Consider the following 13,763-nt stretch of genomic DNA (forward strand, 5'->3'; position numbering starts at 1 on the left):
TCATCGATACATCGTTCGGCCTAGCGTCAGGGGCATGCGAGTGTTGATCACCGGAGCGGCCGGGTTCATCGGCTCCCACATCGTCGAGGCACTGTCCGGATCGGACACCGTGCTGCTGGACGCCCTGCTCCCGCAGGCACACGGCGCGGACGGCCCGCCCCCGTGGACGCCCGCGGACCTGGTCGTCGGCGACGTCCGGGACGCCGACCTGCTGGACCGGCTGCTGCCGGGCGTGGACGTGGTGTGCCACCAGGCCGCCATGGTCGGGCACGGGGTCGATCCGAACGACGCGCCGGAGTACGCGCTGCAGAACGACTACGGCACCGCGGTGCTGCTGGCCGCGATGCACCGGGCGGGGGTGGGCAGGCTGGTGCTGGCCTCCTCGATGGTGGTCTACGGCGAGGGCCGCTACCGCTGCGCCGAGCACGGCGTGGTGCGACCGGGTCCGCGGTTGCTGCCCGAGCTGGCGGCCGGCCGGTACGAGCCGCCCTGCCCGGTGTGCGGGGCCGCGCTGGCCGACGAACTGGTGCCCGAGGACGCCCCGGTGGATCCGCGCAGCACCTACGCGGCCAGCAAACTCGCCCAGGAGCACCTGGCGGCGGCCTGGGCGCGGCAGACCGGCGGTGCGGTGTGGGCGTTGCGCTACCACAACGTGTACGGGCCGCGGATGCCGCAGAACACGCCGTACGCCGGGGTGGCCTCGATGTTCCGGTCCTCCCTGGAACGCGGTGACGCGCCGGTGGTCCTGGAGGACGGGCGGCAGCGGCGGGACTTCGTGCACGTGCGGGATGTCGCGCTGGCCAACCGGCTGGCGATCGAGACGCCCGCGCCGGCGGGCGGGTTGTGCGCGGTGAACGTGTGTTCGGGTGATCCGCACACCGTGGGCGAGCTGGCCACGGAGCTGGCGAAGGCGTGTGGTGGTCCCGAACCGCGGATCGTGGGCGGGGCCCGGCCGGGGGATGTGCGGCATGTGGTGGCCGATCCGGTGAAGGCGGCGGCGGTGCTCGGCTACCGGGCCCAGGTGTCCTTCGCCGAGGGCGTCACCGAGTTCGCCACCGCGCCGTTGCGGCGACCGGCGCAGCTCACCAGTTCGTGAGCACCAGGTGGTTCACCGCGAGCGCGGTGACCGCCTGCGCGGCCAGCCACCAGCGCCGGGATCCCCTTGGCAGCAAGGCGGTCCCGGCGCACAGCCACACCGCGAACGGCAGCCAGATCCGCTCGACCTCGGCCTTGCTGAGTCCGGACAGGTCCGCGGCGAGCACCGCGAGCAGGGCGGCGGCGACCAGGACGGTGATCCCCCTGGTCCGTTCGGTGACGGCGCGGCGGATCCCGGCGGCCAGCGCGGGTCCGGTGGCCAGGGCGAGCGCGGCGAGGTTGGCCCATACCCAGTAGGCGTAGGGGCGGGCGGTGGCGATGCCCTGGTAGTAGCGCTCGACGACCAGGTGGTAGCCGTCCAGCCACCAGAACCCGGCCAGCGCGAACGCCCCTGTCACGGCCAGCACACCGGTCGCGGCCGGGAGCACCTTGCCGCGGCCGACGATCAGCACCGCCAACGCCAGTGGTCCCAACAGGATCAAGCCGTAACTGAGGAACAACCCGAAGCCCAGCAGCAGTCCGCCGAGCAGTGACCGCCACCAGCCACCCAGTGCCAGCAACGCGATTCCGCAGGCGGTGACGCCGGCGAACAGGCCGTCCGCGGAGACGCCGAACCACACAAAACCTGGCAGTAGCACCACGAACGGCAGCATGCGGCGGGCCGCGTCGGCGTCGGCCAGCGCGCGCACGGTGACCGGCACCGCGATCGCGACCAGGCAGCCGATCAGTATTGTGACGATCCCGGCCCAGGCGCCGCCGTCCAGGCCGATCCGGTCCAGCAGCACGTACACCAGCAGCGCGCCCGGCGGGTGGCCGGAGACGTGCGTGGTCCAGGAATCGGGCTGGAAGTCCAGGATCCGTCCGGCGAATCCGGCGATCATCGCGCCGATGTCGGTGATCCCGCCGACCTCGTGGAGGTATTCGTCGGAGGTGGTGAGCCTGGTTGCCAGGCCGCGTTGCCAACCGTCCACAGTGGCCAGTGCCACGGTCCAGGCCACCGCGGTCACGTATCCGGCGGCGAGCACTCCGCGCCAGGGCAGGCGATCCGCCAGCCGCGGTCCGTGCCACACCACCAGGATCGCCAGCAGCAGCGCGGGCGCGGTGCCGGGTCCGAGGTGCGGCAGCCACTCGCCGAACAGCGGCGCGGCCCCGGCGAAAATGGGGACCCCGTTGGCACGCAGGACAAAGCCGAGGACTACCGCGACGGCCACGAGCAGCACGAGGGCCGCCGCGGCCAGCAGGTCACGGCGGTCTTTTCCAGACAGCACGCGGCCACCGTAAGGCCATTCCGCGCACCGCACCCGGCGGATCCGGGGTCCGAAACAACTCGGTAAGAACTGGCCGGTACGTCATATTTCGGTAAGCACCGCAACGGTTCCCGGCCGATCGTCAGGGCCCTAACGTCCGGTGGCATGACGCAGACGACCGGCGCGGTGGACGTGGTGCTGCCCTGTCTCAACGAGGCAGCCGCACTGCCCGCCGTGCTCCAGCAGCTCCCTCCTGGATACCACGCGATCGTGGTCGACAACGGTTCCACCGACGGCACCGCCGCGGTGGCCGCCGGACTCGGCGCGACCGTGGTGCACGAGCCGCGCCGGGGTTACGGCGCCGCCGTGCACACCGGCATCGAACACGCGCGGACCGAGATCGTCTGCGTGCTCGACGCCGACGGCTCGATGGCCCCCGCCCTGCTGCCCGCCCTGGTCGCGCCGGTGGCCACCGGCCGGGCGCGACTCTCGGTGGGACGGCGGATCCCGGTGGGCCGCGGGGTGTGGCCGTGGCACGCGCGAGCCGGGAACGCCTTCCTGGCCTGGCTGTTGCGCCGCCGCGGTCTCGCGGTCCGGGACATCGGCCCGATCCGCGCCTTCCGCCGCGAGGACCTGCTCGCCCTGGGCATCACCGACCGCGGTTTCGGCTACCCCCTGGAACTGTTGATCCGGGCGGCCGACGCGGGCTGGGAAGTGTCCGAAGTGGACTTCGACTACCTGCCGCGGGCCGCGGGCACCAGGTCGAAGGTGAGCGGTTCGGTGCTCGGCACCCTGCGCGCGGCCAGGGACATGGCGGGGGTGCTGCGATGAATCCCGCGATCCTGGTGGTGGCCAAGGCCCCCGTCCCCGGCCAGGCGAAGACCCGCCTGACCCCGCCGGCCACCCCGCGGCAGGCCGCCGCCATCGCCGCGGCGAGCCTGCACGACACCCTGGCCGCCGCCCGCGCCACTCCCGGCACCCGCCTGGTGGTGGCGCTGACCGGGGACCTGGCGGCGGCGGCCGATTCGGTGCGGCTGCGCCGATCCCTGTATGGCAGCACGGTGATCTCCCAGCGCGGCAACGGTTTCGCCGAACGCCTGGCCAACGCGCACGCCGATGTCGCCGGACCGCGGTTGCAGCTCGGCATGGACACCCCGCAGGTCACCCCGAGACTGCTCGCCGACTGCCTGCGCCTGCTGGCCCAGCGCAACACGGACGCGGTGCTCGGCCCGGCCACCGACGGCGGCTGGTGGGCACTCGGGCTGCGCAGGCGGGAGCACGCGGCACTGCTGGCCACGGTGCCGATGTCCCAGTCCGACACCGGCGAGCACACCCTGGCTGCCTTGCGGGACAAGGGCCTGATCGTGCGGATCGCGCCGGAACTGTCCGATGTGGACACCATGGCGGACGCGGTGGCGGTGGCCCGCGGCCTGCCGGGCTCGTACTTCGCGCACGCGGTGACCGCGGTGCTGCCCAGCCTCGCCGCGGTAGCCGCGCGCCCTGCTGAGGTGGCCCGATGACCAGCGAGTTCGACGCCGCCCTGCTCGGTCACACCGACCTGCTGCTGCTCCCGGACGGCCGCAGCCTGTTGCTGCCCATCGCCCGCTGGTCCGCCACCCCGTGCCCTGCCGACGAGCAACTCCTGCGCCGCTGCACCGGCCCGGTCCTCGACCTCGGCTGCGGCCCCGGCCGCCTGGTCACCGCGCTCGGCCGCCGCGGCGTGATCGCGCTCGGCGTGGACAGTTCCCCGGTGGCCGTCCGCCTCACCACCGACCGCGGCGGCGCCGCGCTGTGCCGCGACCTCTTCGACCGGCTGCCCGCCGAGGGCCGCTGGCAACAGATCCTCCTGGCCGACGGCAACATCGGCATCGGCGGCGACCCGGTGGTGCTGCTCCGCCGGGTGCACCGACTGCTCGCCCCCACCGGCCACGCCCTCATCGAGGTCGAACCCCCGGGCACTGGACTGCGCCGGGAACAGGTGCGGCTGACCGGATCCGCCTTCGACTGGGCCTGGGTCGGCGCCGACGCCATCGGGCTGCTCGCCGTGGTCACCGGGTTCCGGGTGACCGAACTCTTCGACCACTCCGGCCGATGGTTCGCGGTGCTACGCAAGGAGGTGCGCGATGATGCGACTGCGGCCGCCTGAGGAATCCGACTTCCAAGGCTCGGCGCACGATGTCCGGGTCACCAGCCGGATCGGACTGTGGCTGGGTATCGCGTTCGGGTTGTGCTTCATCACCGGGTTGCTCAGCCACGGCGTCCAGCATCCGCCGGCCTGGTTCAGCTGGCCCACCCGGCCGGTGAACCTGTTCCGGATCAACCAGGGCGTGCACGTGATCAGCGGGATCGCCGCGATCCCGTTGCTGGTGGCCAAACTCTGGACGGTCTACCCGAAACTGTTCGCCAAACCCGCCGTCCGCTCGCTGCCGCACGCCCTGGAGCGGCTGTCCATCTTCGCGTTGCTGGCCGCGGCGTTCTTCCAGCTCGCCAGCGGGCTGTTCAACGTGGCGCAGAACTACCCGTGGCGGTTCTACTTCGTCACCGCGCACTACGCCGTGGCCTGGATCGCGGTCGGCGCACTGCTGCTGCACATCGCGGTCAAACTCCCGCTGATCCGCGAGGCGCTCAGCCAACCCGTTGGCCTGCAACAGGAACCGGCGGTCGGCCTGTCCCGCCGGGCGTTCCTGCGCGGCACCGGCCTGGCCACCGGCGCGGCCGTGCTGGCCACCGCCGGAGCCACCGTGCCTGGCCTGCAAGGACTTTCCTTCCTCGGCTGGCGCTCCACCAAGGGCCCGCAAGGACTTCCGGTCAACCGCACCGCCTCCGCCGCCGGGGTCGCCCGGATCACCGACACCTGGAAGCTGGAGATCACCGGCCCTGCCGGGACCCGGACGCTCAGCCTGGCCGAGCTGACCGCGTTGCCGCAGACCACCGCGGAACTCCCGATCGCCTGCGTGGAGGGCTGGAGTCAGTCCGCCACCTGGACCGGCGTCCGGGTCGCCGACCTGATCACCAGTGTCGGCGCGGGTCCGGACGCGGTGGTGCGGGTGGAATCCCTGGAGCAGGGCGGCGCGTACCGGGTCAGCGAACTGCCCGCCGCGCACGCGCACGACCCGTTGACGCTGCTGGCCTTGCGGCTCAACGGGGAGGAACTGGACCTGGACCACGGCTACCCGTGCCGGATCATCGCGCCGAGCCGTCCGGGTGTGTTGCAGACCAAGTGGGTTGGCCGATTGGCGGTGCGGTGATGCGGTGGGTACTCGGTGCGATCGGCGCCGGACTGCTCGGCTGGGGCGTGATCCTGTTGCTGCCCTTGCTGTTCACCTCCGTCGGCGACACGGTGTCGCTGGGCGGCTGGCTGATCGGCGGCCCGATCCTGCACGACGCGGTGATCGCGCCGGTCATCGGCCTGCTCGGCCTGGCGATCAGCCAGCGGGTCGGCCGGGCCTGGCGGACACCGGTGATCACTGGGCTGGCGGTGTCCGCGGTGCTGGTGACGCTGTCCGTGCCGTGGCTGTGGCGGACCTTCGCGCCCTACCTCAACCCCGGCCTGCACGACCGGAATGTGCTGCTGGGCCTGGTGATCGCGCTCGGCGTGGTGTGGCTGGCGGTACTGGCCGCGGGTCTGCTCAACGGCCGCCGGATCAGCGCAGCGCCGCCAGTCGACGGGTGACTTCCTCGGTGGAAGCGTGTCCCACCGCGAGGGTCGCCACCCGTTCCTCGTCCACCACGAGCAGGGTCGGGAAGCCCTGCACACCCAGCTCCCCGGCGAACCGGAAGTCCGCCGCCGCCTCGGCCACCGCGTTCGGCGACTCGAAGGCCGCCACCAGCAGGTCCGGTTCCAGTCCGGTCCGCTCGGCCAGTGCGCGGTAGGTCGCGGGGTCGGACAGGCTCTGCCCGTCCTGGTAGTAGGCGTCCTGGAGTGCGCCGACGAGTTCCACCGCTCGGTCGGGGGCCAGCGCGCGCAGGGCGGCCACCCCGCGCGCGGCCGCTTCGGAGTCCATCACGAACGATCCTTCGTCCAGGAGTCGCTCGAATCCGGCGCCGAAGCTCACCCCGGTGAGGTCGGTGATCCGCTCGTTGGCGTCCCGGATGAACTCGTACTGACCGATCGGTCGGCGCCGGTCGCCGGTGAACAGCCCGCCGGAGACCACTTCCACCGGCAGCCCGGGATGCGCGGCGGTCAGCTCGGCCATGGTCCGGGAAAACCCGTAACACCAGCCGCAGTAGGCATCCAGCACATACACCAGCCGCACAGTCACTCGATCAGGTTACCTGACGAGTCAGATGTTCCACTTTCAACCCAGCGGCGGCAGCGCGTCCCTGGCCGCGTGACTGAGCAGCTTCAGCTGGGCCGCGAACCGTGCCCGCTCTGGCTCGGGCAGCAGGTCCAGGAGATACCGCTGGACGTTGCGCGCGTGCAGTCGCGCCGCGGTCACCGCGGTCCGCTCCCCCGCCTCGGTCAGCCGTACTAGCTGCACCCGCCGGTCCCCCGGCTCGGCCACCCGTTCGACCAGGCCCGCCCGCACCATCCGATCAACCAGGCGGGTGGCGCCGCCGGTGGTCAGCACCTGTTCCTGGGCGATCCGCCGCATCGGCAGCCCTGGTTCCCCGGCCCGGCCCAGGATCAGCAGCACCTCGAACATGAGGTGGCTGATCCCGCACTCGGCCTCGATCTCCCGCCCGAGGATGTGCTCCAGGCGATTCGCCGTGCCCAGCAACCGCCCGAACACGAGCACCCGGTCATCAGCGGCGGCCTGCTGCGCCGTGCTGATCTCCGTGTGCCCAGCCTCCGCGCCCAAGTCCCCGGCCTCCAGTCCCATCGTTTGAGGGTTCATCCACGTTGTCCTGCGATTATCACCAAGAAGTCTCCACCGAATATTCAACGATACCGTTCACTGGGTGGCTGACCAGGACCTGACGATCGAACTCAGCATGACCGAACTGCGCGAGATCGCAGGCTACGCCGCGGCCTGCGCGCGGCCCGCGTTGGCGATCTTCGAACGGGCCCGCCCCGACAACCCGCGACCACGAGCCGCGATCGAGTCCGCGCAGGCGTTCGCGGCCGGCGCCGAGCGGACCAAGGCGATCCGGGATCACGCGTGGGCGGCGAACCGGGCCTACCAGGAGACCCGCGACGCCGGCCAAGCCGCGGCCAGTGACGCCGCCCGCGCCGCCGTCGCCGCGGCCAGCGCGGCCTACCTGCATCCCCTGGCCAAGGCCACCCAGGTCCTGCACATCCTCGGCGCGGCCGCCCACGCGGCCAGGGCCTTTGAGCTGGACGCCGGTACCGACCGTTCGGTAGGCGAGCAGTACATCGAGAAGGCCCGCGTTCTGGCCAGTCCCGTTGTGGTGCGTGTCCTGGCGCGGTACCCCAGCGCGCCAGGTGGTCGCGGCCGGGCGGGCGAACTGTTGCGGGCACTGGACACCGCGTTGCGCGTGCGGGCCGCCGATGTGAACCCGGCGGCCAACTGAAACCCCGGCTACTTCCGTAGGTACCCCGCCCCGCCCCGCGCCACGAAAAGTGGTGGTCATGACCACCCTGCACCGGCGCGCGCTCCCCGTGCTCGCCACCATCCTGCTCAGCGCGCTCGCGTTCACTCCCGCCGCCTCCGCCGCCCCCGTCGACTGGGGCTTGGACCGCATCGACCAGCGCGACCTCCCGCTCAACGGCGCCTACCAACCGGTCGGGAACGGCGCGGGCGTCAACATCTACGTCCTGGACACCGGCATCCGCACCACCCACCAGGCCTTCGGCGGCCGGGCGCGCACCGCCTACGACCCCGAGGGCGTCGGCGGCGACTGCGCCAGTCACGGCACCGCGGTGGGCAGCATCGCCGCCCGCACCGCGCCCGCGGCGACCATCCAGTCGGTTCGGGCGCTGTGCGGACGGGTGGACGTGGTCGAGGCCGTGCGCTGGGTCGCCGCCAACGCGGTCAAGCCCGCCGTGCTCAACCTCAGCCTGGGCGGGGCGCGCAACGCCGCGATGGACGCCGCCGTGCAGCAGGTGCTGAACAAGAACATCCCGGTGGTGGTCTCCGCGGGCAACCAGCCGGTGGACGCCTGCAACGGCTCGCCCTCCCGGGTGCGGGACGCGATCACCGTCGGTTCGGTGACCCGCACCGACCAGGTCTGGCAGCACTCCGCCATCGGCCCGTGTATCGACCTGTTCGCGCCCGGCGCGGCCATCCTGACCGCCACCAGCGAGTCCGACACCGCCACCGCCGTGCACGACGGGACCTCCGAGGCCGCGCCGTTCGTCTCCGGCGTGGTGGCCAACTACCTGGGTGCGCACCCGGCGGCCACCGTCGCCGAGGTCAACAAGCACCTCGTCGACGGGGCCACCAAGAACAAGGTCACCGGACTGAAGGCCGGCACCCCGAACCGCCTGCTCTACGCACGCTGACCAGGGCGGCTGTGACCGGTGCAGCCGCCGGTCACAGCTCCCCGCGGGTCATCTTGATCAGCCGGTCCAGCACCGAGGCGGACCGGCCCGCACCGTCGTGCTCGTACTCGTTGGTCACCCAGGCCCTGGTGGCGCCCATGACGCTCGCGGTCTCCAGGGAGTAGGCGGAGTCGACGTACATGTCGTCGAAGTAGACCGCCGCGGCCACCGGCACCTCGTTGCGCGCCAGCACCTCCGGGTCGTACAGCGGCCCCCAGTCCGTGCGCGCGGCCAGGATCTCCGCGACGTCCTTGAGCGGGGTCAGCGCCGGGTCCTCGTCGAACTGCCAGGGGTAGATCATCTCGCCGGTGAACAGCACCGGCCAGTCACCTTCCAGGTCGAACTCGGGGAACTCCGCCCGCACCCGCTGCGCCGACCAGTCCGAGGCGCGGCCCTGGGCGTAGATCGACTCGTGCACCAGCGCGTACAGCGGTGCGGTGGCGAAGGACAACCGGGCCCCGGCCTGGGCCAGGAACGGGTCGGACAGCTCCGGGCCACCCGCACCGTCCACAAAGGACATCTCCAGCAGGTAGTGCAGCGAGTCGAACTCGCGGTGCGTGCCGAAACCCATGCCCAGGGTCTGGAAGCGGTGCGCGGTCAGCCGTTCCCCGGTGGGCAGCCGGACGTCGTGCGCCAGCAGGTGGTCCACCACCCGGCGGGCGATCTCCGCGTCCTCCGGGTACCTGGCGAAGAACTGCTCGTTCTTCTCCCGCACCCGCGGGTACAGCGCCCGGTAGACCTCGTCCGCGGTGGCGGTCAGCGGGGCCAGCCCGCCGGTGATCAGCGACTCGCGCAGTGAGCCGGGGAACAGCGACAGGTAGGTCAGCGAGCAGAAACCGCCGAAGCTCTGCCCGTAGATGCTCCACGGCGCCTCGCCGATCAGCGCCCGCCGGACCAGCTCGGCGTCCCGCACGATCGAGTCGGCGCGGAAGTGCGCCACGTACTCCGCCTGCGCCTTGGCGTCCCCGCGCAGCGGCAGGGTCTGCCGGTTGACCCGGCTGCTCAGGCCGGTGCCGCGCTGGTCGAGCAGCAGCACCCGGTAGTCCTTGAGCGCCCGGCCCAGCCAGGCACTCGGCGCGCTCGGCCGCTCACAGGGGTGGCCGGGGCCGCCCTGCAGCATCAGCAGCCAGGGCAGATCGTCCTTCTCCCGCCCGGCGGCCACCACCTCGCGGGCGAACACGGTCAGGTGTTCCCCTTGCGGAGCAGCATGATCAACCGGTACGTCGAAGGTGTAGGCGGTGGTCACCAGGCCGGGCAGCCGGTCGGTGCGCAGGCGATTGGCAGTCGTCACACGCCAAACGTTAACTCCATGGCGCCCGGGTGAATTATTGTTCGGTAACAAAGACCCTATTGCACCAGAGTGATGCTCTTCATAGGTTGCCGAAGTCGACCCCGACGCCCAGACCGGAAGCGAGGGGAAAGCTGTGGTCAACGTGGTTCGAGCCGCGATCTTCCAGACTAAGTGGACCGGCGACACCGACTCGATGATCGAGGCGCACGAGCGTGCGGCGCGGTCGGCGGCCGCCCAGGGCGCCAAGGTCATGGGTTTCCAAGAGGTGTTCAACGCGCCGTACTTCTGCCAGGTGCAGGACGCCGAGCACTACAAATGGGCCGAACCGGTGCCGGACGGGCCGACGGTCAAGCGGATGCAGGCACTGGCCAAGGAGACCGGCATGGTGCTGGTCGTCCCGGTCTACGAGGTCGAGCAGTCCGGCTTCTACTACAACACCGCGGCGGTCATCGACGCCGACGGCAGCTACCTCGGCAAGTACCGCAAACACCACATCCCGCAGGTCAAGGGCTTCTGGGAGAAGTACTACTTCCGGCCCGGCAACCTCGGCTGGCCGATCTTCGACACCGCGGTCGGCCGGATCGGCGTCTACATCTGCTACGACCGGCACTTCCCCGAGGGCTGGCGCGCGCTCGGCCTGGCCGGGGCGAAACTGGTCTTCAACCCCTCCGCCACCAGCCGCGGCCTGTCGGCCTACCTGTGGCAGCTCGAACAGCCCGCCGCCGCGGTGGCCAACGAGTACTTCGTGGCCGCGATCAACCGGGTCGGCGTGGAGGAGTACGGGGACAACGACTTCTACGGCACCAGCTACTTCGTCGACCCGCGCGGTCAGATGGTCGGCGAGGTGGCCAGCGGCACCGAGGAGGAACTCGTGGTCCGCGACCTGGACTTCGACCTCATCGACGAGGTCCGCCAGCAATGGGCCTTCTACCGGGACCGCCGCCCGGACGCCTACGGAACCCTGACGGAGGGCTGAGATGGGAGCGCACGCGGAGCTGTACGCCCGCCGCCAGGCGGTGCTGCCGAGCTGGCTGTCCGCCTACTACGCCGAGCCGATCGAACTCGACCGCGGCGAAGGCAGGCACGTCTACGACAGCGAGGGCAACCGCTACCTGGACTTCTTCGGCGGCATCCTGACCACGATGACCGCGCACGCCCTGCCCGAGGTGACCAAGGCGGTCACCGAGCAGGCCGGCAAGATCCTGCACACCTCCACGGTGTACCTGAGCCGCCCCATGGTCGAACTGGCCGAGCAGATCGCCGCGATCTCCGGCATCCCGGACGCGCGGGTGTTCTTCACCGCCAGCGGCACCGAAGCCAACGACGCGGCACTGCTGCTGGCCACCGGCGTGCGCCGGTCCAACCAGGTCCTCGCCATGCGCAACAGCTACCACGGGCGCTCCTTCTCCGCGGTCTCCATCACCGGCAACTCCGGCTGGTCCACCACCAGCCTGTCCCCGTTCCAGGTCTCCTACGTGCACGGCGGCAACCGGTTCCGCGGCCCGTTCCGCGAGTTCTCCGACGCCGAGTACATCAACGCCTGCGTCGAGGACCTGCGCGATGTGCTCGACCAGGGCGACAAGAACTCAGCCGCGCTGATCGCCGAGCCGATCCAGGGCGTCGGCGGGTTCAGCGTGCCCCCGGACGGGCTCTACGGCGCGCTCAAGGAAGTCCTGGACGAACACGGCATCCTGTGGATCGCCGACGAGGTGCAGACCGGCTGGGGCCGCACCGGCGAGAACTTCTGGGGCTGGCAGGCCCACGGCGCCACCCCCGACATCGTCACCTTCGCCAAGGGCATCGGCAACGGCATGTCCATCGGCGGTGTGATCGCCCGCGCCGAGATCATGAACACTCTGCGTGCGAACTCCTTGTCCACCTTCGGCGGCAGCCCGATCACCATGGCCGCCGGCCTGGCCAACCTGCGCTACGCCCTGGACAACAACCTCCAGGCCAACGCCCTGGAAGTGGGCGGCTGGCTCAAACAGGAACTGTCCTCGGCCACCGCGCTGCTGCCGGTGGTCGGCGACGTGCGCGGCAAGGGACTGATGCTGGGCGTCGAACTCGTCCGGCCCGGCACCCTGGACCCGAACCCGGCCGCGGCCACCGCCACCCTGGAGGCCGCGCGCGCCGGCGGGCTGCTGATCGGCAAGGGCGGCCTGCACAACAACGTGCTGCGGCTGGCCCCGCCGCTCTCCCTCACCAGGACCGAGGCCGAGGAAGGACTGCGGGTGCTCAAGCACGCGCTGACCGTGGCCGGGGAGGAAAACCCATGAGCCGCACCGTGATCCGCAACGGCCTGGTGATCACCGCGGCCGACGAGCTGCGCGCCGACGTGCTCATCGACGGCGAGAAAGTGGTGGCCCTGGCCGCGCCCGAATCCGGACTCGCCGAGTCCTTCGCCACCGGCGCGGACACCGTGCTGGATGCCACCGGCCGCTATGTGCTGCCCGGCGGCGTGGACTGCCACACCCACATGGAACTGCCCTTCGGCGGCACCTTCGCCGCCGACACCTTCGAGACCGGCACCCGGGCCGCGGCCTGGGGCGGCACCACCACCATCGTCGACTTCGCCGTGCAGACCCCGGGCATGTCGCTGCGCGAGGGCCTGGATGCCTGGCAGGCCAAGGCCGACGGCCAGTGCGCCATCGACTACGGCTTCCACATGATCATGGGCGAGGTCACCCCGAACTCGCTCAAGGAGATGGACCAGCTCGTCGGCGAGGGCATCTCCAGCTTCAAGCTGTTCATGGCCTACCCGGGTGTGTTCTACAGCGACGACGGCCAGATCCTGCGTGCCATGCAGAAAGCCGCCGACAACGGCGGGCTGATCATGATGCACGCGGAGAACGGCATCGCCATCGACGTGCTCATCGAACAGGCCCTGCAACGCGGCGAGACCGATCCGCGCTACCACGGCCAGGTCCGGCACGCCTTCCTGGAGGCCGAGGCCACCCACCGCGCCATCCAGCTCGCCAGGGTGGCCGGCGCGCCGGTCTACATCGTGCACCTCTCCGCCGCCGAAGCCCTCGCCGAGGTGGCCCGCGCCAGGGACAACGGCGTCAACGCCTTCGCCGAGACCTGCCCGCAGTACCTCTATCTGTCCACAGCGGACCTGGCCAGGCCGGGCTTCGAGGGGTCCAAGTACGTCTGCTCCACCCCGCTGCGGCCCGAGCAGCACCAGGCCGAGCTGTGGAAGGGGTTGCGCACCAACGACCTCTCCGTGGTCTCCACCGACCACTGCCCGTTCTGCTTCAAGGGCCAGAAGGAACTCGGCCTCGGCGACTTCTCCAAGATTCCCAACGGGTTGCCGGGTGTCGAGCACCGGATGGACCTGCTGCACCAGGGCGTGGTGGACGGCCAGATCAGCCGCAAACGCTGGATCGAACTCGCCTGCGCCACCCCGGCCCGGATGTTCGGCCTGTACCCGCGCAAGGGCACCATCGCACCCGGGTCCGACGCCGACGTGGTGATCTACGACCCCAAGGCGCGGCAGACCCTGTCCGCCGAGACCCACCACATGAACGTCGACTACTCCTGCTACGAGGGCAAGACCATCACCGGCAAGGTCGACGTGGTGCTCTCCCGCGGCAAGGTGGTCATCTCGGAGAACACCTACCTCGGCAGCAAGGGCCACGGCTCCTTCCTCAAACGCGACACATGTCAGTACCTGGTGTGAGGACAG

At 71.0% G+C, this 13,763-nt stretch carries 15 protein-coding genes; 11 read left to right on the top strand and 4 right to left on the bottom strand.

Annotated features, from left to right (window positions below):
* The first annotated feature begins 34 nt into the window (after positions 1-34).
* Positions 35-1,096: an NAD(P)-dependent oxidoreductase gene (locus MZC64_RS34870; RefSeq protein ID WP_247763892.1), complete on the top strand. Its 1,062-nt coding sequence runs from the start codon at positions 35-37 to the stop codon at positions 1,094-1,096.
* On the opposite strand, the gene MZC64_RS34875 is transcribed toward MZC64_RS34870, so the two are convergent.
* Positions 1,083-2,363: a hypothetical protein gene (locus MZC64_RS34875; RefSeq protein WP_247763894.1), complete on the bottom strand. Its 1,281-nt coding sequence runs from the start codon at positions 2,361-2,363 to the stop codon at positions 1,083-1,085. The two genes, MZC64_RS34870 and MZC64_RS34875, sit on opposite strands and share 14 nt — an antisense overlap.
* Positions 2,364-2,507: 144 nt before the next feature.
* Here MZC64_RS34875 and MZC64_RS34880 point away from each other — a divergent pair, with 144 nt between their 5' ends.
* From MZC64_RS34880 to MZC64_RS34900, 5 genes are read left to right on the top strand one after another with little or no spacing between them, the layout of a single operon-like run.
* Positions 2,508-3,173 (top strand): glycosyltransferase family 2 protein, encoded by a 666-nt coding sequence (locus tag MZC64_RS34880; protein ID WP_247763895.1) that lies wholly within the window; start codon positions 2,508-2,510, stop codon positions 3,171-3,173.
* Positions 3,170-3,862 (top strand): DUF2064 domain-containing protein, encoded by a 693-nt coding sequence (locus MZC64_RS34885; protein ID WP_247763897.1) that lies wholly within the window; start codon positions 3,170-3,172, stop codon positions 3,860-3,862. The genes MZC64_RS34880 and MZC64_RS34885 overlap by 4 nt, the downstream gene beginning before the upstream one ends.
* Positions 3,859-4,488: a methyltransferase domain-containing protein gene (locus MZC64_RS34890; RefSeq protein WP_247763899.1), complete on the top strand. Its 630-nt coding sequence runs from the start codon at positions 3,859-3,861 to the stop codon at positions 4,486-4,488. Before MZC64_RS34885 ends, MZC64_RS34890 begins: the two co-directional genes overlap by 4 nt.
* The gene (locus MZC64_RS34895) at positions 4,469-5,590 is read left to right on the top strand and encodes a molybdopterin-dependent oxidoreductase (protein WP_247764037.1); all 1,122 of its coding nucleotides are present in this window, start codon (positions 4,469-4,471) and stop codon (positions 5,588-5,590) included. Before MZC64_RS34890 ends, MZC64_RS34895 begins: the two co-directional genes overlap by 20 nt.
* On the top strand, positions 5,590-6,015 hold the full coding sequence (locus tag MZC64_RS34900) for a hypothetical protein (protein WP_247763900.1): 426 nt from the start codon (positions 5,590-5,592) through the stop codon (positions 6,013-6,015). The genes MZC64_RS34895 and MZC64_RS34900 overlap by 1 nt, the downstream gene beginning before the upstream one ends.
* Here MZC64_RS34900 and MZC64_RS34905 read toward each other — a convergent pair.
* Both MZC64_RS34905 and MZC64_RS34910 read right to left on the bottom strand, forming a co-directional pair.
* Complete coding sequence (locus tag MZC64_RS34905) at positions 5,987-6,604, bottom strand: DsbA family protein (protein ID WP_247763902.1); 618 nt, start codon at positions 6,602-6,604, stop codon at positions 5,987-5,989. The genes MZC64_RS34900 and MZC64_RS34905 overlap by 29 nt on opposite strands.
* A 36-nt stretch (positions 6,605-6,640) precedes the next feature.
* Positions 6,641-7,165, bottom strand: a complete 525-nt coding sequence (locus MZC64_RS34910) for a MarR family winged helix-turn-helix transcriptional regulator (protein ID WP_247763903.1) — start codon at positions 7,163-7,165, stop codon at positions 6,641-6,643.
* 112 nt (positions 7,166-7,277) lie between these two features.
* Here MZC64_RS34910 and MZC64_RS34915 point away from each other — a divergent pair, with 112 nt between their 5' ends.
* Positions 7,278-7,817: a putative immunity protein gene (locus MZC64_RS34915; protein ID WP_247764038.1), complete on the top strand. Its 540-nt coding sequence runs from the start codon at positions 7,278-7,280 to the stop codon at positions 7,815-7,817.
* Between the two features lie 58 nt (positions 7,818-7,875).
* Positions 7,876-8,748 (top strand): S8 family peptidase, encoded by an 873-nt coding sequence (locus tag MZC64_RS34920; protein ID WP_247763905.1) that lies wholly within the window; start codon positions 7,876-7,878, stop codon positions 8,746-8,748.
* Positions 8,749-8,779: 31 nt separating this feature from the next.
* On the opposite strand, the gene MZC64_RS34925 is transcribed toward MZC64_RS34920, so the two are convergent.
* Entirely contained in the window at positions 8,780-10,078 is a 1,299-nt protein-coding gene (locus MZC64_RS34925) for an alpha/beta fold hydrolase (protein ID WP_247763906.1), read from the bottom strand.
* Between the two features lie 133 nt (positions 10,079-10,211).
* Here MZC64_RS34925 and MZC64_RS34930 point away from each other — a divergent pair, with 133 nt between their 5' ends.
* The 3 genes from MZC64_RS34930 to hydA are packed head-to-tail and all read left to right on the top strand — an operon-like array spanning position 10,212 to position 13,757.
* Positions 10,212-11,054, top strand: coding sequence for a nitrilase-related carbon-nitrogen hydrolase (locus MZC64_RS34930; RefSeq protein WP_247763908.1), 843 nt, complete (start codon positions 10,212-10,214; stop codon positions 11,052-11,054).
* Position 11,055: 1 nt separating this feature from the next.
* Complete coding sequence (locus MZC64_RS34935; protein ID WP_247763910.1) at positions 11,056-12,354, top strand: aspartate aminotransferase family protein; 1,299 nt, start codon at positions 11,056-11,058, stop codon at positions 12,352-12,354.
* Positions 12,351-13,757 (top strand): dihydropyrimidinase, encoded by a 1,407-nt coding sequence (gene hydA, locus MZC64_RS34940; protein ID WP_247763912.1) that lies wholly within the window; start codon positions 12,351-12,353, stop codon positions 13,755-13,757. The genes MZC64_RS34935 and hydA overlap by 4 nt, the downstream gene beginning before the upstream one ends.
* Positions 13,758-13,763 lie beyond the last annotated feature (6 nt).

The sequence above is a fragment of the Crossiella sp. S99.2 genome (genome assembly GCF_023094165.1).
GTDB lineage: Bacteria > Actinomycetota > Actinomycetes > Mycobacteriales > Pseudonocardiaceae > Crossiella.

Bases quoted from the DNA above. Each gene is read 5' to 3' on its own strand.
- MZC64_RS34870 (WP_247763892.1), top strand. From the start codon at position 35: ATGCGAGTGTTGATCACCGGAGCGGCCGGGTTCATCGGCTCCCACATC.
- MZC64_RS34880 (WP_247763895.1), top strand. From the start codon at position 2,508: ATGACGCAGACGACCGGCGCGGTGGACGTGGTGCTGCCCTGTCTCAAC.
- MZC64_RS34885 (WP_247763897.1), top strand. From the start codon at position 3,170: ATGAATCCCGCGATCCTGGTGGTGGCCAAGGCCCCCGTCCCCGGCCAG.
- MZC64_RS34890 (WP_247763899.1), top strand. From the start codon at position 3,859: ATGACCAGCGAGTTCGACGCCGCCCTGCTCGGTCACACCGACCTGCTG.
- MZC64_RS34895 (WP_247764037.1), top strand. From the start codon at position 4,469: ATGCGACTGCGGCCGCCTGAGGAATCCGACTTCCAAGGCTCGGCGCAC.
- MZC64_RS34900 (WP_247763900.1), top strand. From the start codon at position 5,590: ATGCGGTGGGTACTCGGTGCGATCGGCGCCGGACTGCTCGGCTGGGGC.
- MZC64_RS34910 (WP_247763903.1), bottom strand. From the start codon at position 7,165: ATGGGACTGGAGGCCGGGGACTTGGGCGCGGAGGCTGGGCACACGGAG.
- MZC64_RS34915 (WP_247764038.1), top strand. From the start codon at position 7,278: ATGACCGAACTGCGCGAGATCGCAGGCTACGCCGCGGCCTGCGCGCGG.
- MZC64_RS34920 (WP_247763905.1), top strand. From the start codon at position 7,876: ATGACCACCCTGCACCGGCGCGCGCTCCCCGTGCTCGCCACCATCCTG.
- MZC64_RS34935 (WP_247763910.1), top strand. From the start codon at position 11,056: ATGGGAGCGCACGCGGAGCTGTACGCCCGCCGCCAGGCGGTGCTGCCG.
- hydA (WP_247763912.1), top strand. From the start codon at position 12,351: ATGAGCCGCACCGTGATCCGCAACGGCCTGGTGATCACCGCGGCCGAC.